Raw genomic sequence first — 19,099 nt, 5'->3', positions numbered from 1 at the left:
CTGACATCTTCAGCGGCGGTTCTGGTGCAGATGTGATCACTGGCGGTGCTGGTGCGGATCTGTTTGTTTACAAAGCAACAGGCGAAGGCGGTGATACGATTACTGACTTTACCTCTGGAAGTGATAAATTCCAGTTTACCGCGAGCGCTTTCGGCAATTTGACGACGACTAACTTTGACGGTGTGAGCGGTTCAACTCCGGACATTACTGGCAAAGAGTTAGTGATTTTCACAGGCGGAACTTATGCCACTGTGGAAGCTGCACAAGCTAAAGCCCTGGGTAATTCTACAACTGCTGGTTTCTTCGCATTTACGAATGCCTCGAACGAGACTGTGTTGTATTTTGACTCGAACGGTACTGTAGCGGGTGGTTCGACGCTGATTGCGAATCTGGGTACTGCTGCGAGCAATCTGGGAACGGCGGACTTTGTATTTACAGGTACGATCGCACCTTCTGCCAATGGTACTACTACCAACTCAGGCAGCGTTGCCGATTTAACTGCTGCTGGGAACACTTTCCCCGTCGCCTTTAACAATTTCGGTTCAGGTGCTGGCGGTTACAACTTCACCACTCCTGTCTTGTTTACCGGAGATGCGACTGCTAACAGCGTCACTGGTACTGAGTTTGCTGACATCTTCAGCGGCGGTTCTGGTGCCGACATTTTCGACGGCGGTTTGGGTAACGACAGCATTTCCGGCGACGATGGTAATGACAGCCTCTTCGGCGGTGGCGGTAGCGATACTCTCAACGGCGGCATCGGTAATGACACTTTAATCGGTGGTGGGGGAACCAATGTTCTCAACGGCGGTGCTGGTTTGGATGTGTTTGTGTTCAGCGGAACTACTGCTGGCGGCGGAGATGTAATTACCAATTACAGCATTACTGATGATGTAATTAACCTCGACAAAACTGGTTTTGCAGCCTTTACAACCGGATCTGGGCCTTTGGGTTCGAGTTTCTACGCTTACAGCAGCACAGTGTCTGATGTAACTGTGTTTGAAGCAACTTTAACTGGGCCGTCCATCATGGCTATCTACGACGGTTTGTCTGCGTCTACTAAGCTGTATTACGATAGCAACGGTTCTACGGTTGGTGGTAACAGTTTGTTTGCCACTGTCGATGTCAATTTGGGACCGACCGGTAATACTGAATTGTTCTTGTTCTAAACGGCAAGAATCCTAATCGGGATATCGGCGGTACGGTTAGGGACACGGCAAGCCGTGTTCCTACAATAAACAGGTAAGGACACAGCAATGCTGTGTCCTTTTTTGTGTAGCTGTGTCCTTTTTTTGGTAATTGTTAAACAATAAAACACTGATATTCGGGTAGGGTAAGGATAAAGACAGGGCACTGCCGTTTCCCTACAGAAGGATATGCGGGTACAGTTGTAGCGGGCGATCGACTCTTCAACCCGCGCAGGCGGGTTTTGTCTGTATAGAAGCGGTTTTAACCGCCCGGTCTTCTGCCACCATTTGCTTACTTTGCTTCTAGTCGCTGCCGCCATTTGCTGCTAATAACATCAATCACCGTGACTACTACTAACAGCACTAACATCATTGTTGTTGCCTTATTGTATTCAAAAGACCTGATATAATTGACCAATTCAAAGCCAATTCCGCCAGCGCCGACTACTCCCAAAACCGAAGCCGCCCGGATGTTATACTCAAACATCCACAGCGTATAACCCAATCCTAGGGGTAATACTTGCGGAAAAATGCCGTATTGTGCAACTTGCAGCCAAGATGCACCTGCCACTTGCAAGGATTCGATCGATCGCGCTTCTACAGATTCGATCGCCTCCTGATAAAATTTAGCAAGATAGCCGATCGTATAAATTGCCAGGGCCAAAGTACCCGCCGGCGCGCCCAAACCAGTAGCCGCTACGAACAGCAACCCCAGCACAATTGAAGGAACAGAACGCACCGCATTTTGCAATAAATTAGCCAGCCATTGCAGCCACGTTGGTGCTATGTTGTGGGCGCTGCAAATAGCAACTGGCACGGAAATAACTGCCCCAATTGTGGTTCCCCAAAGTGACATTTGAACTGTTTCGATTAAAGCCTTAATTGCTACGTCTATAATTTCGAGGTTCGGCGGCCACAAGCGCGAAATAAAATCAATCATGTAAGGCCAACTGCTGGCTAGGGTTGCTGCATCAATTTCTAGTCCCCGCAGCGCCCAACCGTAAATTACAATTAACCCTGCTGCAATACCAAGGTTCTTGATCCAGCCATAATTTTTTGAGAAATTACTTGATTTTTGTTCGCTCATTTGCGTGTGTTTTGAGATTTATGTACAGCTATTTTTTTGTTTTGTGAAGGGGCTTTTTTTTAATGAACCGCCGAGGGCGCAGAGGGCACAGAGGAAGAGTGGAGAAGAGAGGAGTTCACACTGCTATTTTGGGATGTGTTAATTTACTAAATTTGTCGGAGAGGTTGTGGCATTTGCCATCATAGACTATCTGACCGGCATCAAGGACGATCGCCCTTTCTGGATAAGTGGTGGCCATTCCCAAGTCGTGCAATACTACAACTATTGTCATTCGTTGTTCTCGGTGCAGTTGAGCGAGGATTTCCATTACTTGTTGGGCTGCAATGACATCTAATCCGCTGGTAGGTTCGTCAGCTAGTAAAATCTGTGGAGATTGAATTAAGGCGCGGGCGATGGCGACTTTTTGCTGCTGTCCGCCGCTGAGTTGTCCGGTTTTTTGATATGCTAGGTCTTTAAGTCCGAAGTTTGCTAGTAAGTCAAAAGCTCGATCGCGCTTTTGCTTCGGAAAACCCCACAGTGTCTCCCAAGTATTTAAACTTCCCAAGCAACCACACAGCACATTGTCGATCGTCGGAGACTGTTTTACCAATCCGCCACCTTGAAAAATCAAGCCGATATCGCGCCGAATTCGCCTCAGCGTGCGCGGAGTTATGACTGTATCGTTAATCCTAATTTCTCCGGTTTGGACGGGAACTAACCCGACAAAAGAACGCAACAGCGTGGATTTTCCCGCACCGTTCAAACCTAGCAGCGCCACAAATTCGCCTTGTTTAATTTGGCAATTAATCCCGTTCAAAATCGGGCGATTTAGCGATGGTGAATAAGCTGTTTCTAATTTGGTGCATTCGATAGTCATGGCGGATATTTATTAACAAATTTTGTAATTAATTTAATGCACCAACGGTAGGGACACGGCGCCGTGCCCATAGGTGTCAAATTAAGACTAAAACCTTTGAGAAATCTCGTTTTTACCGCAGTCTAGATCCCCCTAAATCCCCCTTAAGAAGGGGGACTTTGAGTCAGTTCTTGTCCCCCCCTTCTTAAGGGGGGCTAGGGGGGATCTAGATTTAATAGTCAAACAGCAGTCTCTGACTGGGTTTGATGTTAAGTTGACACCAATGGGCATTGCCGTGTCCCTAGGAATTTTAGGTGCTACTTTTCAGAATTAGTATTAGATTACGGCTCTAATTTGGCGCGCTGCAAAGCTTGACGCAACGTTGCTAAATGGCGCGTATGATCGACTTTTACCAAGCGCTGGGAATTGTACAAACTGCGGAACAATTGATTGTTTGCAGGTTCGTTCATTTTCATGAAGGCATTAATAACCTTTTCTCGCATAGGTGCAGGAATGCGATCGTCAATCACAATTCCGTGGGCGGGAACTCCGGAAACTTGTTGCAGCACTCGCAACTGCTTGCCTTCTGCTGCTGTGATCCAAGGCGGTAGCAAAGCGTATTCCGAGACGGCTGCGACTTCTGCTTGACCTTTTAACACTGCTTGCAAAGCGCTGCTGTAACCGTCGCCGTAGGTGACATTTCCGAAGAAACTTTCCAGTCTATCCGGCCCTGAAACTAATCCTTGACCTACCAATTCCCCGACTGGGAAAATAAAGCCAGAACCGGAAGTTCGAGAGGTAAAAGCCATTTTTTTACCTTTCAATTGTTCGAGAGTTTGCTTTGGCGAACCTTTCGGACGCAAAGGACTGTCTTGGCGCACTACAAACACTGAATCATAGGTATTTCCGCCGGAATAATCGCTGCGAACTTCTGCTAAATACATCTGCGCTTTAGCTAATTGTTCTGCTTTTAATGCCGCGCGGCCTGCTACGAATGCCACATCTGCTCTGTCCGCTCTCAAAGCTTCTACAGCGGCGGTTTCGTCGCCGATGACTGCTTCTACGGGCATTCCGATTTCTTTGGAAAGTATTTGCCCTACTTGAGTGGCTTTGTTTTGCAAATCTGTAGCATCTCTGCGATTAGCAAAGACGATTCTAATGCGATTTATAGGAGCTTGTGCTCTCAAATCTCGATCGCCCTTCGGGGTTGTCTGGGCGATCGCCCGCTGTCCCAGTCCAACTGCATTCGCCGTCAAACCCCCTAGCAGCAACAATCCTGCGCTAGCACCTGCTAGCACTTTTAACTTTGTATTCATTAATCGCTCTCCTATGGCAGTACAAACGCAACTTTACCTTTTGACAGTAAATTGCAATAATTGTGAGTTTAGTGTAAAGCTTTTTGAACAATTAATCGCAACAGCTAATGATAAAAATTTTTAATAAGTCTATAATCAAAACTTATAATTTCACGGTAGGAGTGAAGCGGGCAATGCCCACCCTACAAATAGAGTCCTCGATCGCCCAAATCTAAAATCTATGAGTGCCCACTTCTCTGCTGAAAATCCCTTGTCAGTCAGTTTTGTCGATGTGGAGGCGGCGGCAAAGCACTTGCAGGGCAAAGCTTTCAAGACGCCAGTGCTGACTTCGGAAACTTTCAACAAACGCACAAATTCTCAGGTATTTTTCAAGTGCGAGAACTTTCAGCGCACAGGTTCGTTTAAATTTCGGGGTGCTTGCAATGCTTTAATGCAGCTATCGGAAGCCGAAAAACAGCGGGGAGTGTTGACTTTTTCTTCGGGAAATCACGCGCAGGCGATCGCCCTTGCCGCACGGTTGCTAGAAATTCCTGCTACTGTCGTGATGCCGGCAGACGCGCCCAAAGTCAAGCAAGAGGCGACTCGCGGCTACGGTGCAGAGATTATTTTGTACGATCGCACTCAAGTTGCGCGGGAAGAGCTCACCGCCAGAATAGCCGAGGAGCAACACTTGACAATAATTCCTCCTTACGATCATGGGCGAGTGATTGCGGGACAAGGTACGGCGGCGCTGGAATTAATCGCAGAAGTTGGGGAGTTGGATTTGCTGCTGGTTTGCTGCGGCGGCGGGGGTTTGCTGTCGGGATGCGCGATCGCGGCAAAAACTTTGTCTCCGCAGTGTAAAGTAATCGGGGTAGAACCCGAGCAAGCAGACGATGCGACGCGATCGTTCCGCACGAAAACGCTGCAAACTGTCACTAACCCAGATACGATTGCTGATGGTGCGCGCACGCCATCTTTGGGGAAATTAACATTTCCTTTGGTGCTGCATTATGTGGACGATATGGCAACAGTTTCCGAAGACGCAATTCGCCAGACAATGTTTTTTATGTGGGAACGCATGAAGATAGTTGTGGAACCGACGGGAGTGTTAGCAGCGGCCGCTTTGTTCTCAGGTGTTGTGCAGGCGGAAAATGCGAGGATTGGCGTGATTGTCAGCGGCGGGAATGTGGATTTGAGGGAAGTCAATAGATTTTAGATTTTAGATTTTAGATTGAATAATTTATGTAGCAGATTCTCTGATAAAATGCTTGCAGAGCAAACTTTGATAACACAGCACAATGTCTTCAGAAACAAACTCAGCGGCTCAATCTACAACTGGTGCAGATGCGATCGATGTTGCGATCGCCTCTGGAATCGACTTTGACGGTACTCCGATTCCGCAAGCAAAATTAGACCTCTACCAGCAAGTAATGGGATTAGAATCCGGCAGACAGCGCAGTGGCGTGTCAAATACAATGCGATCGCGCATTGTCCGAATCGGTGTCAAACATCTGCCTCAAAACGAACTCGATAAAATGCTCGTTGCTGCTGACTTCGCACCGCTGAAAGATAAAGAAGTTGCGTTTTATTACGGCGGAAAGTAAAAATTATCTACCCTTTTAGACAGATGAACAGTCATCCCCAAATCGGTCAAACTTGGGACAAATCCTAGCAGAGGGTCAGTGTATGAATACTAACGGTAGTACAGTCATCAGCAACCTCGAGTATGATTTGTTAACAGTTTTGCAAAACAAGTCTGAAGCTTTGAAAGCCTACGACACTTACATGAAAGATGCTCAGGAAATGGGTTCTCAGCCTTGTGCTGAGCTGTTTCAAAAATTGCAGCAAGCTGACATGGAGCACGCGCAGGAAATTCGGCAGCACCTTCAACAGGTAATGCAGCAAGGCAAGATGTAAAGTTGGTGCAACTCGCTGTGCAAGTTATGAGTTATGAGTTAAGTAGCAGCTATGAGTTAAAGAGTTTTGGATTCACAACTCATCTTCAATTCCTTAAACTCTTTCTCTACCGAGCGATGGAAACATCAATCTGACCGCTCAACCAATGTCGCTTACAACTCTTAATTCATAACTAGCAACTCGTGACACCACTTTTTGAAACTTCAGCTACGGGTAGGGACTTAAGCTTTGCTTAAGTCCTTACCTATCTAGCCGTACAAATTATAAAATCTCCGGTTTCAAAGCTCGTTCCATCAGCGATAAAACAGCTTGTTCAGGAGTAATTTCACTATTTAATAAGCGATAAACTTGACGAGAAACAGGCACTTCAATGCCGCGTTGATTAGCCAAATGAATCAAAACATTAGTAGTATTGACCCCCTCAGCCGTGCTCTGCAATTCCTCCAAAATTTGCTCTAATGATTTGCCTTTAGCTAATCCGAAACCAACCCGATAATTACGGGATAAAGGACTGTTGCAAGTAGCGAGTAAATCTCCCAAACCAGACAAACCGTAAAAAGTTTCTGCGCGAGCTCCCAAACGAACTCCCACCCGAATCATTTCCGGCAAAGCGCGAGTCAGCAAAGCAGATTTAGCATTAGTTCCTAATTGTAAACCGTCGCAAACTCCAGCGGCGATCGCAAATACATTTTTCAAAGTTCCACCTAACTCAGTTCCCAGCGGGTCTTGATTCACATAAACCCGAAAAATATCAGAACTGTAAATATTTTGCACTTGCTTGGCCGCTGCTAAATCCGAACTCGCCGCTACCGTTGCAGCCGGCAAGCCCTGCTGAACTTCTTCCGAAAGATTAGGGCCCGAAAGTACCACAATTGAATTGTTAGGAAAAGCATTTTGCCAAATTTGAGACGGAGTGCGCGTACTCGCGGGGTCTAAACCTTTGGTGACAGTAACTATAATTGTACTGGGACTTAACTCTAAAGCCAAAAGTCGATCGACTGTTGCGCCCACCCCTTTCATCGAAACTGCCGAAACAACAACATCCGCACCTGTTATAACTGATTCTAAATTAACAGAACTGCTGCGCGACCACAAATTAACTCGATCGCCTTTTTTGCCTCCCAGATTTGCCAGTGCCGAACCCCAAGCACCTCCGCCTAATATTGTCAAGTTTGGCATAGAATTTAGTTTAATGAATTTAACCGCAGATGCACGCAAATTAACGCAGATAAATCATAGCAATTAATCTGCGTTAATCCGCGTACATCTGCTGTTAACAAATCCTCACCCTACAAACGCGGACGCAATCCATAATGACGGTAACGCCAATAATCGCGCAAAATGCGATCGTGATCGAAACATAATTGATGGGGAATCTGCCAAGATTCAAAAATTTGTAAATTTTTAGCATCATCGGCGGCTTGAGGTTCGCCGATGGCGGAAGCCAAAAATACAATACTGATAGTGTGTTCGCGGGCGTCGCGATTTGGGTCGGAATAAACGTAAAATTGCTCAATTAATTCTACATTCAAGCTTGTTTCTTCTAAAGCTTCGCGTTTTGCCGCCGTTTCTACCGCTTCCCCGTAATCGACAAAACCGCCGGGAATTGCCCAGCCGTAGGGAATATTGCGGCGTTCGATGAGTATGATCGGCCGATGGGGGCGATCGGCTAATTCGATGATAATATCAACTGTAGGAGCGGGATTTCGATAAGTCATACCATTTTAGATTAAAGAATTGAAGAATTTAGCATCGTTGCAGTTTAACTGTGGAACGGGCCCCCGAGCCGGTTGCAGTTTAGCTGCAAAATGTGCGATCGACCTCACCTACAGTTCTACAATATACTTGCATATAATGTACGGATTGCGATCGCAGACAAAAAAGAGAGATTGAAAGTATGCCTAAGTGGCTGGGAAAAGTTTTAGGTATTGGTGCGGGTACAATCCTCCTCCTCGGTGCTAGTGGATACTGGTACGTTTTTATTGCCGGAGCACCTCAATTAGACCCTCCGAAAGTAGTGGCTGATGCTGACTTAAATTTTCAACTCAAAACATATCAAAGTGCAGCGATGAATTCAGAACGCACCTACGGCTTAATTTTGCCGCCTGGGTACGCAAACAATCCCAAACAGCGCTATCCAGTGATTTTTTTGCTGCACGGCGGGCACGGAGACGCGCGCGCTTATCAGGACAAAGCTGCTGTTACTTCTGTGCTTCACGATTTATATAAAAGCAAAAGATTGCCGCCATCAATTGTAATTACTCCTGACGGGAACGACAAGCGGGGTACGAGTCCTTTGTGGGACCCGCAGTATTTTGACGGGCCGAACGGTAAGGTTGGAAGCGCGATCGGCTCCGAGTTAGTCGCAATCGTAAAATCGCGCTACAGAACGCTGGAAGACCCCAAATTCTGGGCAATGGGAGGACAATCTTCAGGGGGGTGGGGAGCTTTTAATATCGGTTTGCGCTACTTGAATAATTTTAATATTCTGTTCAGCCACAGCGGTTATTTTACAGATCAAAGTGGCAACGCTAACAGTCCTAAATATTTAGTGGAAAAACTTCCTGTTAAAGATAAACAGCAGTTGCGTGCTTATTTGGATGCGGGGGAAGAAGACGAAAAATTTCTGGCTTCAACTCAACAGTTTCACGAGCAATTAAACAGTTTGAGTATTGCTAACGAGTTTAACAAATTTCCGGGAGGACACGGGATTGTCGGCCCCGATGTCGGTTGGAATTATTGGCACAAGCATTTAGCCGATTCTTTGAGTTATGTTGGAAAACAGTTTAAAATATCACTGGCAACACAGAAAAATTAGAAAGGTCAACAGTGTTACCCCAAAAAACTAGGATTGGACTCTGGACTGCATCATTTTTAACCGGATTGGTAGGAGTTATTAACCTGCTGTCTTCTGTAACTCCCAGTTTACCCGATCGCCGAAATTGGTTGGAACCGTTTTTTCCTTTTCCGGTGCGTGCGGGCGGGCATTTTTTTGCAGCAGTTATCGGATTTATGCTGCTAACTCTGGCAACTAATTTGTTGCGGCGCAAGCGGATTGCTTGGTTGGTGACGGTGGGATTGTTAATCGTTTCTATTGTAATTCATTTAGTCAAGGGGTTGGATGTTGAAGAAAGTTTGCTTTCTGCGGTGCTGCTGTTTCAGTTGTTAATGATGCGGAAGACATTTACTGCTAAATCCGATCGCCCTTCAATTGCTCAAGGAATCCGGGTTTTGCTAGGGGCTTTGCTGTTTACGCTGGCTTACGGGACGGCAGGTTTTTACATTCTGGACGGGCGTTTTGAAGTTAACGAACGAGCGGTTAACTTCGATTGGGACGATGCTATATTCCAGACTTTTGCAATGTTTTTTACGGCGGACAATGCCGGGTTGGTTCCGAAAACTCGGTTTGCGAACTTTTTTGCGGATTCGATTTATGCTGTAGGTACGGTAACGCTTAGTTACGCACTTTTGATGCTGCTGCGGCCGGTGCTGCTGCGAAATTCGGCAAGTATTTCGGAACGGAATAAAGCTCAAGAAGTTGTAGCAAAATACGGGCGGACAACCCTAGGGAGACTGGCGTTGCTTCCGGATAAATCTTATTATTTTAGTCCTTCTGGAAAAAGTACGATCGCCTATGTGCCGAAAGGTAGAGGTGCGATTGCTTTGGGAGACCCCATCGGGCCTGCAGAAGACCGTAAAGAAGCAATTCTAGGGTTTCAAGAATTTTGCGATCGCAATGATTGGTATCCAGCATTTTATCAAACTTTGCCCGACGAGCTAGAAATGTATTCTACTCTCGGTTTTCGAGTGGTGCAAATTGGCGAAGAAGCTATTGTTAATCTCAAAAATTTTACTCTCAAAGGCAAGAGCAATCAAAACTTGAGAACTGCTATCAACAGACTTACAAAAGCAGGTTATCAAATCGAATTTTACGAACCTCCTTTAAGTTCCGAATTGATGCGGCAAATGAAACTCGTGAGCGATGAGTGGCTGCAAATGGTTCAGGGTGCGGAAAAAAAGTTTTCGGTGGGTTGGTTTGACGAGGCATATTTGCGGGAAACTCGCGCCGTAGCGATCCACACTCCAGACGGTAGAATTAGTGCTTTTGCTAATATGATATCGGCGGCAAATCAAGTGGTGGGAGTGGATTTAATGCGACGCCGGACTGAGGTGGAAAATGGCACGATGGAGTGTTTGTTTGCTTCGATGTTGCAGCATTGTCAAGAATTGGGATATGAAGAATTTGATTTGGGTTTGTCGGCATTGGCGGGAGTTGGAGAAGCTGAGAAAGGCGGGCGGTTGGAAAAGGTTTTAATTTATCTTTCGGCTCACTTGAGCAAGTTTTATAATTTTAAGGGACTGCACAGTTTTAAAGATAAGTTTGGGCCGCAGTGGGAACCGCGTTATTTTGTATATCCGAGTTTGGGGAGTTTGCCGGATGTTGTGGTTGCTTTGATTCGGGCCGATTCGGGCGATCGACTTTTGGATTATTTGCGCCCGGGAGGGTAGAAAAGTTTGGCAACGAATTCACTTTCTTCGGATGTAACGGATGGATCAACTTCCCGGCTCTTCCTGGGAACAGATACCCAGAGGGAAGAGCCTCTTTTGGGAATCGGAGGAGGCAGAGCCGGGGAACGACCAACATTCATGCTAAACCGCGAATTAGTACGCGCTGCTTTTGCAAAACCTCTGAGTACAGCTTTTCCAACTCAGTAATATTCTGACTGAGAGTGTATCGCTCCATAGCCCGTTGGCGTGCTTTTTGACCAAGGAGCATTCCCAACTCAGGATGATCGCAAAACAGTGGCAGCAAGGTTTGTAACTGACTCCGTACCCGCTGAGTGTTCAAAACTATCCCCGCGCCTTCCTCCAATGCCTCGCCGTCAGCACCAGCATCGGTTGCTAAACAAGCTAAACCGCAGGCCATCGCTTCTAGCAGCGACAGCGACAGTCCCTCCACCAAAGAAGGCAAAATAAATACGTCTGCACCCCGCAGAATTTCGATCCGGCGTTCCTCCTCGGCAACAAATCCGAGCCACACAATGCCATCATCTTCGCCGTAAAACAGTTGCAGCGAGGTGGCTAGGGGCCCGTCACCTACGATCGCCAACACGTTGCCCCGGCCAAAATTGCACTGTTTCCAGGCCTTGAGCAGGGCCTCGACATTTTTCTCCTGGGCAATGCGGCCTTGGTAAACAAAAATTCGATCTGCCTTTAATTCCGACTTCAACCCCGAAGGCCCTGGAGAATATTTAATAGCATCCACGCCGTTGGGAATCACAGCCACTCGTTCCTGTGGCACTCCCAACTTGACCAATATATCCCGCTGAATCTGAGAAAAAACGATCGTTGAGTCGTAGTTAGCCAAAAACGGAGCGTAAAGTTGATACATCAGGTGTTGGGTTCCCGATGTCAAATTCCGCAATTTGCGATCGAACGGCGGGTGAAAAGTCGCCACCAGAGGCAAATTCAATTCTTGGCAAATTTCCGGTAGCAGAAAGTCTAGAGGCGAAAGCGTCAGGGAAGCGTGAACAACATCGGGTTTGAGCCGCCGCAGAGATTTCATCAGCACTGTGCGGGACTTGAGAGTGGGAATCGTATAAATTTGCGATTTGTAGTGACAGGGTAAAGAGACTTCGTTGCAACTCGCGGGCGAGAGCGAATTGGTATATGAGGTTTGAGCAATTCCCTTTCCCCATAAACCATTTGCCATGCTCCACGCCGTATTGTCCCTGTCCAGCGGGCCAGCTTCTTGGGCAAAGTGCAGGAAACTGACCTGGTATCCCCGGTCTAATAGTGCGTTGGTGACTTCCCTGGAGTAAGTGACGTTACCGCAAAAAGGTGATTTTTTTCCTAGCCAAGCGATGTGCATTCCAGTAAATCAGAGTTTGTTATTTTATGGGAGTCGATCGACTTTGCTATTACTGCTACGGAAAATATACCAGGTTAAGACACCCCCAGCCATCGCTAATCCTGCTAAACCCAAAAATACTGTCGGCAAACCCAGAAATGTTTCCGCTACCCCGGCCAAAGCCAACGGTAAACTCAAAGCGATATTAGTGGCATTGTTTTGCAGCCCGAAGACTTTTCCCCGCATTTCTTCTGGAGTTTCTGCTTGAATTGTAGTCTGCATCGGCACTCCCACCAATGAGGCAAATAAACCCAACAGGGTAATGAACAGCACCGATAGCCACAAATGGTGTGTAAATGCAGAAAGGCCCATCAAAGCAAGTGCCATGCCGATTGATCCGATTAAACTCAGTTGGGAGTGAGAAAATTTATGACCGAGATAGCCGACTGTCGCCGCCCCACCAGCCATGCCAACGCCCACCGCCGCCAGCAAAAAGCCAAATTGTGATGCTTTCATACCGGGAAGGATTTCTGCCAGGCGCACCGCTAGAACTGCCAAGGCTGCAAAAATGGAAAAGAGAATAATTAGTTGAATTAAAGCATTGCGGACTTTCGGTTGATCGTTGATGTAACGCAGGCCATCTCGCAAATCTGCTAGGGGGTGTGGCGCTTCGTGTTCGGCATCGTTTTTTTCGCCTGTTTTCATCGACAGCAACAGCACTCCGGCGAAGGCGTAACTTCCGCCTACTACTAATTCTTTGCCGATTCCCAGTCCGCCACCGAGGTTGGAAAATAGGGTGTCCGCTAAAGCTAGTAAGGGTTCTCCGACTGCAAAGCCAATAATCACCGACCCCATCATGGTTGTGGTGTAGAGGGAGTTTGCCGATAGCAGGTGGCGACGTTCCACAATTAGGGGAATCACTGACTGTTCTGCTGGGGCGAAAAATTGAGTTAGGGTCGAGACTAGGAAGGTTACTAGCAGCAGCAAGCAGAATCCGAGCGGCAGTTGACCGAGTTCCCACCCGTCAGAGAGCCACAGCAGTACGGGCAATGTTAAAACAAAGCCTCCCCGCAGGAGGTTTGTGGCTACGAGCACTGCTTTTTTCGACCAGCGATCGACATACACGCCTGCGGCGGCCCCGAACAGCACTGCGGGAATGGTAAAGGCGATCATGATTGCCGATACCCACCTGCTTATGGTTTGATCTGGCGCTTGAAAGCGGCTGGCCACGAGGGCGATCGTCAGTACGAGATAAACTTTATCTGCTAGTTGGGAGAAAACTTGCCCGCTCCACAATGCTAGAAAATTTGGGTTTTTGAGCACTGGCAGAAATCCCGTTTCTTTTTCGGGAATTTCGGCTACTGCTTCGGATATCTCTGCTGTTGGCACCGGGGGAATTGCTTCGGGTTGTGGGCTTTTGCCGTTGCTTGACTCTGTTTCTGGAGTTGTGGGGTATTTATCCATTTCTGGGTCTGGGACGTTGCTCCATTGTCGATCGCCCAAGGCGGGTTCCGAGCGAAAATCTGGAAAATTTTCTCGTTCTTCCATTTTGTGGTGGGTAACAGCTAAAACAGATATTGTCAAATCAGAATCAGACAGTCGCATCATAGGATTTAGGGTGGATGGTCTGGGATGGTGGAGGTTGGGGGGATGTGAATTTCAAATTGAGGTGTTAACCCCTAAGTTTATTAATAATCTCGTAACTTTATCTCTATCTATTATCTGATGTCCCAACAACCTTGAGAATTTACCTGAAATTGCCGCTAGGTTCGGCTATCCCCCAGCCTGGGGGTGGGGTGTACGATCCTTCCTTCACCTATTTAAGTCAACACTCAAAATTTAAAACTCAAAACTCTCTAAGTAGGTATCGATCGAGCTTCCCGATCTAATCGTGCAACCTAAATGATACTGGGCATATTGTCGCAAAATATTTTCTACTGATACCCAAGTTGTTTGATCGGCAATCCCCTCTCCTAATTCTGGACTAGCCAACTGTTGCAGCGCTGCTAATTCCTTAGCATTAATCTCGAAATTTGTCAAGTGTTTGCTGCTATCCATTTGGCGGGAACGGGAGGCGGATTTGTACAAGCTACCGATTTGTGAAGAGAGTTCTGCCTCTAAGTTAGCTAGCTCGGACAAGCTGAAGGTTCCCCCAGAGGGTATACTAAACCCGGTTTGCCAGTTCGGATCGGTGAAATTTGGGATCAGCGGGTGTCTGGTGGCGCAGCAGACTTGGACTTGGGGCGCGAGGCCGGCTAAGGCTAGCAGGTGAAAAATGCCGTGGCTGAGGTGGGCGACAAGCACGGCGGCGGATTGGATTTCTGTGCGATCGGACAAACGCTCCAAACGGCTCAAATGTTCGCCCAGCAACCAAAAGAGTTCTTCTTGGGGTTCGTCGGAAAGGGCGCTGGCGATCGCCAATTCGGCCAGATATTGCGCGGCGGAGAGTTTCCCGAGGTTGCGGCTCAAACCCGGATGGGATTGTACGGTGTCGGCTTGGGTAATTTTGTCGAGCGATCGGCCTTTGGCAATTAGCAATTCGTTGACAACAAATAATTCGCTTCTACCGCCGATGGTCGATCGTTGTTTCCGAACACCCGGTGCTACGGCTCGAATTAAGCCGAATTCCCGCGTCAAAATTGTCAGCACTCGATCGGATTCGCCGATGGGCGCACTCTTGAGATTGATTCCAGTTGCTTTGTAAGTTCTAATCATTTGTTAGTTGACTGTTGACTGTTGGCTGTTGACTGTTGGCTGTTGACTGTTGACTGTTGGCTGTTGGCTGTTAACCTTTAGCTTTTTGTTTTAGTGAGTTAAGATAGGCATTAAGTTTTGGTGAAAGTTCATTCAATAACGTATGCAATCCATCGCTCCGTTCTTGATTTAAAAGATTGCGAACACAGGCACTTTTTAACCAGTGTATTGTTTAGTTTAATGAACCTCTGGCAAATTTTACGAAACGCTGATTATTTTGATAACTATGGCGTCCATGTCCTTCAAAAATATTAGCACCAACACTATCTATCAGCCAATCTCGCGATTTGTTTATCCCTCGTATCCTTCGTAAACTCGTCCCATTCTTTAACAATAAACCATATTTTGTTTGAAAATTTTTCCGCTAATTGATAAACTTCTAGCCGTTAAAATTTCTCCATATTAACTCCTTTAAACCATTGACTATCAACAATTGATTAATGACCAATGAATACAAGTCAACAGTCAACAGTCAACAGTCAACAGTCAACAGTCAGCAGTCAACCGTCAACAGTCAACAGTTAACGATTGTCTAAATTATCTCGCTGGCGGAGTAATTCGGGGCCACGAGAAGTCCCCAAACGAGTTGCCCCAGCTACTATCAAATCTAGAGCTTGTTCGTGAGTACGAATTCCGCCCGCCGCTTTAATCCCAATCCGTCCCTTCGTAACTTCCTTCAGCAGCCGCACATCGTCAACTTTCGCCGGACCAAAAAAGCCAGTGTTGGTTTTGATATAAGCCACACCTGCTTCCATACAAATCTCAGCCGCTAATTGTTTTTCGGCATCGGAAAGGAGAGAACTTTCGATAATTGCTTTGATGGTGAGATTAGTTTCTTCGCAAATTTGGGCTAATTCCCGGTGAAATTCGTCGATTCTTCCAGCTTTCAACAATCCTAAGTTAACGGAGACATCTAACTCTACGGCTCCATTATCTGCTGCTTCTAGAGCTTCGTAAACTTTCACCGTTGAAGTCGAAGCACCGGTGGGAAAACCTATAACTGTACAGACTTTGGGACGTTTGCCGTGCAGCAGCTCAACTGCTTGTCTGACGTAGGCGGGATACACGCAAACTGTGACAAACCCAAATCTCTCTGCTTGTTGGCAACAGTTTTCTACTTGCTCTGGCGTAGCGGTGGGGTCGATCAGGCCGTAGTCGATCAAGGGGGCAATATCGATGTCTGCCTGGTTTGCAGCCATTGCTGTTTTTTCTCCGAAGTAACTACTTCCTTATTATGTAGCGAATTTACCAATCTTCCACCGAAAGCAGCCCGGGTACAACCCCTCTGAATTCATCCGTGAGGTCGCTTTCTCCAATTCTCCAATCGATTGACTTTACTCCGACCCCGACTGAGTACAAATACTCGATGTGCTGGTAAAAACTCTGGTGGGAAGTGGTTAACAAATTAATTTCAAAAAAACAATATTTTGGTATCTGCCTTAAGATACATTTTGGATCTTTCTTTAGGTATACTTTGTTAACAAGAGTTGCGGTAGAGCCTGCGTCAGCTACGCTATGGCAGAGCCTGGTAGCGTCTACTGTTTTTACTCTTAGTAGTGCTTTAAAAACATAAAAGCCAGTGCCAAGCATGAATCATTTAGAACTCGAACAAGAAATTGGGAAAATGGCTATAGCGATGATGAGTCGCAATAGTTTAATTGGTAAAGATTTGATTGCGGATCTCAGAGGGCGGCTGTCTGTTGACAGTTTAGCTGCTTTGATGATTGTCAGTATGGAGCGTTTGATTTGGTCTGACTGCGAGTCCGTGATCTGGAGTTTGAGTTATTTGATTCCTGCCGACGTGATGGAAGAAATTCGCCGGATTACTGCACTGGTTGTGTGCCAGCGGTTGATAGGCAAGGGTTTTGTGCTGGGGAAAGATTTTAGTATTGATGGAACAGGCCAGTTGATGTTGAGTGAGAATGCTAAAACAGCGGTTGTGGTTGCTTGAACTGGGCAAGCAGAAGTTGGAGCTATTAGCAGTATGAGATTTGCAGTTGGACTTTGGGCGCTCTAGCACTCTTTGTGTAACTGCAAACCTAATTTGGGATGCGGTAATAGTGGCGTCATTCAGGCTGATTTGAGATTCGCAGCAGCTTCAATAAGCGATGAGTGCGGTTAGCTAAAAGAGCTTTTTACCAGAGGAAAATAGTTAGTTTCGACCGCAAATTGTTGAGGTTGTTACTGGTCGTATGTACGGGCGATCGCCCTGTATCAAAAGTTTCGGATTTTTAGTGGAATTACAGTTTTACTCCAGGTATGGTTTCATGTAGAATCATCCTTAAGATAGATACGAAATATTATGAACTTAATTCAAAACTTGGAAGCGGCTTGGTACTACCACCTCGGTTCGCGTCACCTCGAAGCTAACGATGATCATGGTGCTCTGGCGAACTTTAACAGAGCTGTGAAGTTGCAATCAGATCATTATAAGGCTTGGTTCGGGCGAGGTATGGCTCTGGGGAAATTAGAACGGCACTTAGAGGCGCTGAAGAGTTTTGATGAGGCCTTGGCGGTAGAGCCGAATGCGAGCTTTGGCTGGCACAACCGGGCTATTGCTTTAGGAAAGTTGGGCCAGTGGTTGGAGGCTCTCAATAGTTTTGACCGGGCTCTGGAGTTCAGTCCGTGCGCGGCGAGTATTTGGCACAACCGGGGACTGACGCTGATCGATATGGGGCTTTACGAGAAGGCTGTTCTGAGTTTTGATCGCTCTTTAAATTTGTACCCGGAGGCTGCTTGGGCGTGGTACAACCGAGGTAATGCTTTGTTGGAACTCAAGCTTTACTATCAGGCGCTCAACAGTTTTGAGCGGGCGATCGAGTTTAACCCTGACGACGCGAAGGCTTGGTACAATCGCGGTATAGCTGCGAACTCTATGGGACTTTACAAACAAGCAGTGGCTAGTTTTAGCCGATCGATGGCTCTGAAACCGGGCAGAGCCGAAGCTGTGGGTGTACGGAGAGTAGCTTTGGAGAAATTAGTAGGTTTAAATCAGAGAAATGGCAAGTTTACTCCCACATCTGAGCGTCCCTTTGAAGATTATTTGATTTGGTACAACCGGGGTGTGGAATTGGCGCGAAAAGGCTGCTACTCTGAGGCGATTGCTTGCTACGAAACAGTTTTAGAAATAAATCCTGATTTTGCTAATGCTTTTTACAATAAAGCTTGCTGTTATGCACTACTGGGGTTTGCTGATTTGGCCCTTGACAATTTGCAGCGGGCTGTTGAGTTTAGCCCTAATTTATATCGAGAGCTAGCTTTAGCTGACTCGGATTTAAGCTGCATTTGGAAACAAGAACGTTTTGAAGCGCTGATCCAAGGTTGATGTTACGCAAAAAACAGCTCGCCAATGGGGCGAGCTGTTTTTTTTGGGCGGTGCAAATTCGATCGCCCTCAAGGGTATTTGTGCAATCTTTGCTATTGCACAAATACTCGGATTGAGGGCTTGACTGGCCTCTTGGCAACTACGATTACCCGGTAAATGCCGGACTCGGGGAGTTGAGCAAAAGTTTGACCTTCACCTTGATCTAGGAGTTGTCCCGACGGAGATTCGATCGCCAGATCTAGATTTTTTTTGCTAGCTGTCACCCTAATTGTCTGCCCCTGCTTGCCTTGAACCGTGATGGGCTGGATTTGGTAGCCCGACATTTTGAGTTTGATTGTGGCTTCTTTTTCCCTGAAGGCTATGGGAATTGCGCGATCGGGCCTATAAGTCCACTTGGCGTTAAAGTCGCGTCCGAGTACGAAGCTGCTGGTTTCACCTTTCGGGGTAACTCGCACACGGTAGATGCCGGACTCTGGCAACTGGCCGATCCACTGATTATCTGTTTTTTCAATAACCCCCATATTTTCACCGTTGGGACTGTACAGTTCGGCTGTCAGTTGTCCCGCCCACAGGGAGAGAGTCAGTTCCCGCCCTTTAACGCCTTCAAAAATATAGGTGGTGGGTTGGTTGATAGTTTCTCGAATTTCGGAACTTGACATTCGCTCAATGGGTTCGAGCTTTGGAACCGATTCAGAGGTAACGGGTTTGTTAAGGGTTTGTGTAATTTCCGAGGCAGCCATCAGCTCGCTCGGTGCAATTTTGGGGGCTACTGGGCTGGCAAATACTGATTTTGCCGTCATCATGAGTAGCATTCCAGTCAGTAAAATTAGTTTTTTCATGTCGCACTT

The 19,099-nt window shown here is 46.8% G+C and carries 19 protein-coding genes; 8 read left to right on the top strand and 11 right to left on the bottom strand.

What is annotated here, in order from left to right; translation table 11 throughout:
- The coding region (locus QT994_RS05425; protein WP_333172364.1) for a calcium-binding protein at positions 1 to 1,166 on the top strand (1,166 nt) is incomplete at its 5' end.
- Positions 1,167 to 1,476: 310 nt separating this feature from the next.
- On the opposite strand, the gene phnE is transcribed toward QT994_RS05425, so the two are convergent.
- The 3 genes from phnE to QT994_RS05410 all read right to left on the bottom strand — a co-directional run bounded on the left by phnE (position 1,477) and on the right by QT994_RS05410 (position 4,422).
- Complete coding sequence (gene phnE, locus QT994_RS05420) at positions 1,477 to 2,271, bottom strand: phosphonate ABC transporter, permease protein PhnE (RefSeq protein WP_333172362.1); 795 nt, start codon at positions 2,269 to 2,271, stop codon at positions 1,477 to 1,479.
- Between the two features lie 115 nt (positions 2,272 to 2,386).
- Positions 2,387 to 3,127 carry an ATP-binding cassette domain-containing protein gene (locus tag QT994_RS05415; RefSeq protein WP_333172360.1) on the bottom strand — a complete coding sequence of 247 codons (741 nt, stop codon included), beginning with the start codon at positions 3,125 to 3,127 and terminating at the stop codon, positions 2,387 to 2,389.
- 320 nt (positions 3,128 to 3,447) lie between these two features.
- The gene (locus QT994_RS05410) at positions 3,448 to 4,422 is read right to left on the bottom strand and encodes a PhnD/SsuA/transferrin family substrate-binding protein (protein WP_333172358.1); all 975 of its coding nucleotides are present in this window, start codon (positions 4,420 to 4,422) and stop codon (positions 3,448 to 3,450) included.
- Between the two features lie 220 nt (positions 4,423 to 4,642).
- Between QT994_RS05410 and QT994_RS05405 the strand changes: the two genes are divergently transcribed.
- From QT994_RS05405 to QT994_RS05395, 3 genes are all read left to right on the top strand, one after another.
- The gene (locus tag QT994_RS05405; RefSeq protein WP_333172356.1) at positions 4,643 to 5,620 is read left to right on the top strand and encodes a threo-3-hydroxy-L-aspartate ammonia-lyase; all 978 of its coding nucleotides are present in this window, start codon (positions 4,643 to 4,645) and stop codon (positions 5,618 to 5,620) included.
- Between the two features lie 82 nt (positions 5,621 to 5,702).
- Complete coding sequence (locus tag QT994_RS05400) at positions 5,703 to 6,008, top strand: small RNA NsiR4-regulated ssr1528 family protein (RefSeq protein WP_333172354.1); 306 nt, start codon at positions 5,703 to 5,705, stop codon at positions 6,006 to 6,008.
- An 82-nt stretch (positions 6,009 to 6,090) separates the two neighbouring features.
- Positions 6,091 to 6,321, top strand: coding sequence for a hypothetical protein (locus tag QT994_RS05395; protein ID WP_333137261.1), 231 nt, complete (start codon positions 6,091 to 6,093; stop codon positions 6,319 to 6,321).
- Positions 6,322 to 6,582: 261 nt separating this feature from the next.
- Here the strand turns inward: QT994_RS05395 and QT994_RS05390 are convergent, their stop codons facing one another.
- Positions 6,583 to 7,500: an NAD(P)H-dependent glycerol-3-phosphate dehydrogenase gene (locus QT994_RS05390; RefSeq protein ID WP_333172352.1), complete on the bottom strand. Its 918-nt coding sequence runs from the start codon at positions 7,498 to 7,500 to the stop codon at positions 6,583 to 6,585.
- Between the two features lie 110 nt (positions 7,501 to 7,610).
- On the bottom strand, positions 7,611 to 8,039 hold the full coding sequence (locus tag QT994_RS05385) for an NUDIX hydrolase (RefSeq protein ID WP_333047295.1): 429 nt from the start codon (positions 8,037 to 8,039) through the stop codon (positions 7,611 to 7,613).
- Between the two features lie 179 nt (positions 8,040 to 8,218).
- Here QT994_RS05385 and QT994_RS05380 point away from each other — a divergent pair, with 179 nt between their 5' ends.
- Entirely contained in the window at positions 8,219 to 9,139 is a 921-nt protein-coding gene (locus tag QT994_RS05380; RefSeq protein WP_333172350.1) for an alpha/beta hydrolase-fold protein, read from the top strand.
- Between the two features lie 11 nt (positions 9,140 to 9,150).
- Positions 9,151 to 10,830, top strand: a complete 1,680-nt coding sequence (locus QT994_RS05375) for a phosphatidylglycerol lysyltransferase domain-containing protein (RefSeq protein WP_333172348.1) — start codon at positions 9,151 to 9,153, stop codon at positions 10,828 to 10,830.
- 136 nt (positions 10,831 to 10,966) lie between these two features.
- Here QT994_RS05375 and QT994_RS05370 read toward each other — a convergent pair whose 3' ends face one another.
- The 5 genes from QT994_RS05370 to deoC form a co-directional block, all read right to left on the bottom strand.
- A complete protein-coding gene (locus tag QT994_RS05370; protein WP_333172346.1) occupies positions 10,967 to 12,193 on the bottom strand; it encodes a glycosyltransferase family 4 protein in 1,227 nt (408 codons plus the stop codon).
- 24 nt (positions 12,194 to 12,217) lie between these two features.
- Positions 12,218 to 13,780, bottom strand: coding sequence for an MFS transporter (locus tag QT994_RS05365; RefSeq protein WP_333172344.1), 1,563 nt, complete (start codon positions 13,778 to 13,780; stop codon positions 12,218 to 12,220).
- A 231-nt stretch (positions 13,781 to 14,011) separates the two neighbouring features.
- A complete protein-coding gene (recO, locus tag QT994_RS05360; protein WP_333047300.1) occupies positions 14,012 to 14,887 on the bottom strand; it encodes a DNA repair protein RecO in 876 nt (291 codons plus the stop codon).
- Between the two features lie 211 nt (positions 14,888 to 15,098).
- Complete coding sequence (locus tag QT994_RS05355; RefSeq protein WP_333172342.1) at positions 15,099 to 15,260, bottom strand: four helix bundle protein; 162 nt, start codon at positions 15,258 to 15,260, stop codon at positions 15,099 to 15,101.
- Positions 15,261 to 15,447: 187 nt separating this feature from the next.
- Entirely contained in the window at positions 15,448 to 16,125 is a 678-nt protein-coding gene (gene deoC / locus QT994_RS05350; protein WP_333172340.1) for a deoxyribose-phosphate aldolase, read from the bottom strand.
- Positions 16,126 to 16,514: 389 nt separating this feature from the next.
- Here deoC and QT994_RS05345 point away from each other — a divergent pair, with 389 nt between their 5' ends.
- Positions 16,515 to 16,877 (top strand): hypothetical protein, encoded by a 363-nt coding sequence (locus QT994_RS05345; RefSeq protein ID WP_333047302.1) that lies wholly within the window; start codon positions 16,515 to 16,517, stop codon positions 16,875 to 16,877.
- Between the two features lie 351 nt (positions 16,878 to 17,228).
- On the top strand, positions 17,229 to 18,251 hold the full coding sequence (locus QT994_RS05340; RefSeq protein WP_333172338.1) for a tetratricopeptide repeat protein: 1,023 nt from the start codon (positions 17,229 to 17,231) through the stop codon (positions 18,249 to 18,251).
- Positions 18,252 to 18,343: 92 nt separating this feature from the next.
- On the opposite strand, the gene QT994_RS05335 is transcribed toward QT994_RS05340, so the two are convergent.
- A complete protein-coding gene (locus tag QT994_RS05335) occupies positions 18,344 to 19,090 on the bottom strand; it encodes a hypothetical protein (RefSeq protein ID WP_333172336.1) in 747 nt (248 codons plus the stop codon).
- Between the last annotated feature and the right edge of the window lie 9 nt (positions 19,091 to 19,099).

Source organism: Microcoleus sp. S13_B4 (assembly GCF_036700885.1).
Taxonomy (GTDB): Bacteria; Cyanobacteriota; Cyanobacteriia; order Cyanobacteriales; family Microcoleaceae; genus Microcoleus.
Note: the sequence above shows the minus strand (reverse complement) of the source record. Positions and strands in the feature narration are given on the sequence as shown.

Coding starts and splice junctions, on each gene's coding strand:
- phnE (WP_333172362.1), bottom strand. CDS start 2,271: ATGAGCGAACAAAAATCAAGTAATTTCTCAAAAAATTATGGCTGGATC.
- QT994_RS05415 (WP_333172360.1), bottom strand. CDS start 3,127: ATGACTATCGAATGCACCAAATTAGAAACAGCTTATTCACCATCGCTA.
- QT994_RS05410 (WP_333172358.1), bottom strand. CDS start 4,422: ATGAATACAAAGTTAAAAGTGCTAGCAGGTGCTAGCGCAGGATTGTTG.
- QT994_RS05405 (WP_333172356.1), top strand. CDS start 4,643: ATGAGTGCCCACTTCTCTGCTGAAAATCCCTTGTCAGTCAGTTTTGTC.
- QT994_RS05400 (WP_333172354.1), top strand. CDS start 5,703: ATGTCTTCAGAAACAAACTCAGCGGCTCAATCTACAACTGGTGCAGAT.
- QT994_RS05395 (WP_333137261.1), top strand. CDS start 6,091: ATGAATACTAACGGTAGTACAGTCATCAGCAACCTCGAGTATGATTTG.
- QT994_RS05390 (WP_333172352.1), bottom strand. CDS start 7,500: ATGCCAAACTTGACAATATTAGGCGGAGGTGCTTGGGGTTCGGCACTG.
- QT994_RS05385 (WP_333047295.1), bottom strand. CDS start 8,039: ATGACTTATCGAAATCCCGCTCCTACAGTTGATATTATCATCGAATTA.
- QT994_RS05380 (WP_333172350.1), top strand. CDS start 8,219: ATGCCTAAGTGGCTGGGAAAAGTTTTAGGTATTGGTGCGGGTACAATC.
- QT994_RS05370 (WP_333172346.1), bottom strand. CDS start 12,193: ATGCACATCGCTTGGCTAGGAAAAAAATCACCTTTTTGCGGTAACGTC.
- QT994_RS05365 (WP_333172344.1), bottom strand. CDS start 13,780: ATGATGCGACTGTCTGATTCTGATTTGACAATATCTGTTTTAGCTGTT.
- recO (WP_333047300.1), bottom strand. CDS start 14,887: ATGATTAGAACTTACAAAGCAACTGGAATCAATCTCAAGAGTGCGCCC.
- deoC (WP_333172340.1), bottom strand. CDS start 16,125: ATGGCTGCAAACCAGGCAGACATCGATATTGCCCCCTTGATCGACTAC.
- QT994_RS05345 (WP_333047302.1), top strand. CDS start 16,515: ATGAATCATTTAGAACTCGAACAAGAAATTGGGAAAATGGCTATAGCG.
- QT994_RS05340 (WP_333172338.1), top strand. CDS start 17,229: ATGAACTTAATTCAAAACTTGGAAGCGGCTTGGTACTACCACCTCGGT.
- QT994_RS05335 (WP_333172336.1), bottom strand. CDS start 19,090: ATGAAAAAACTAATTTTACTGACTGGAATGCTACTCATGATGACGGCA.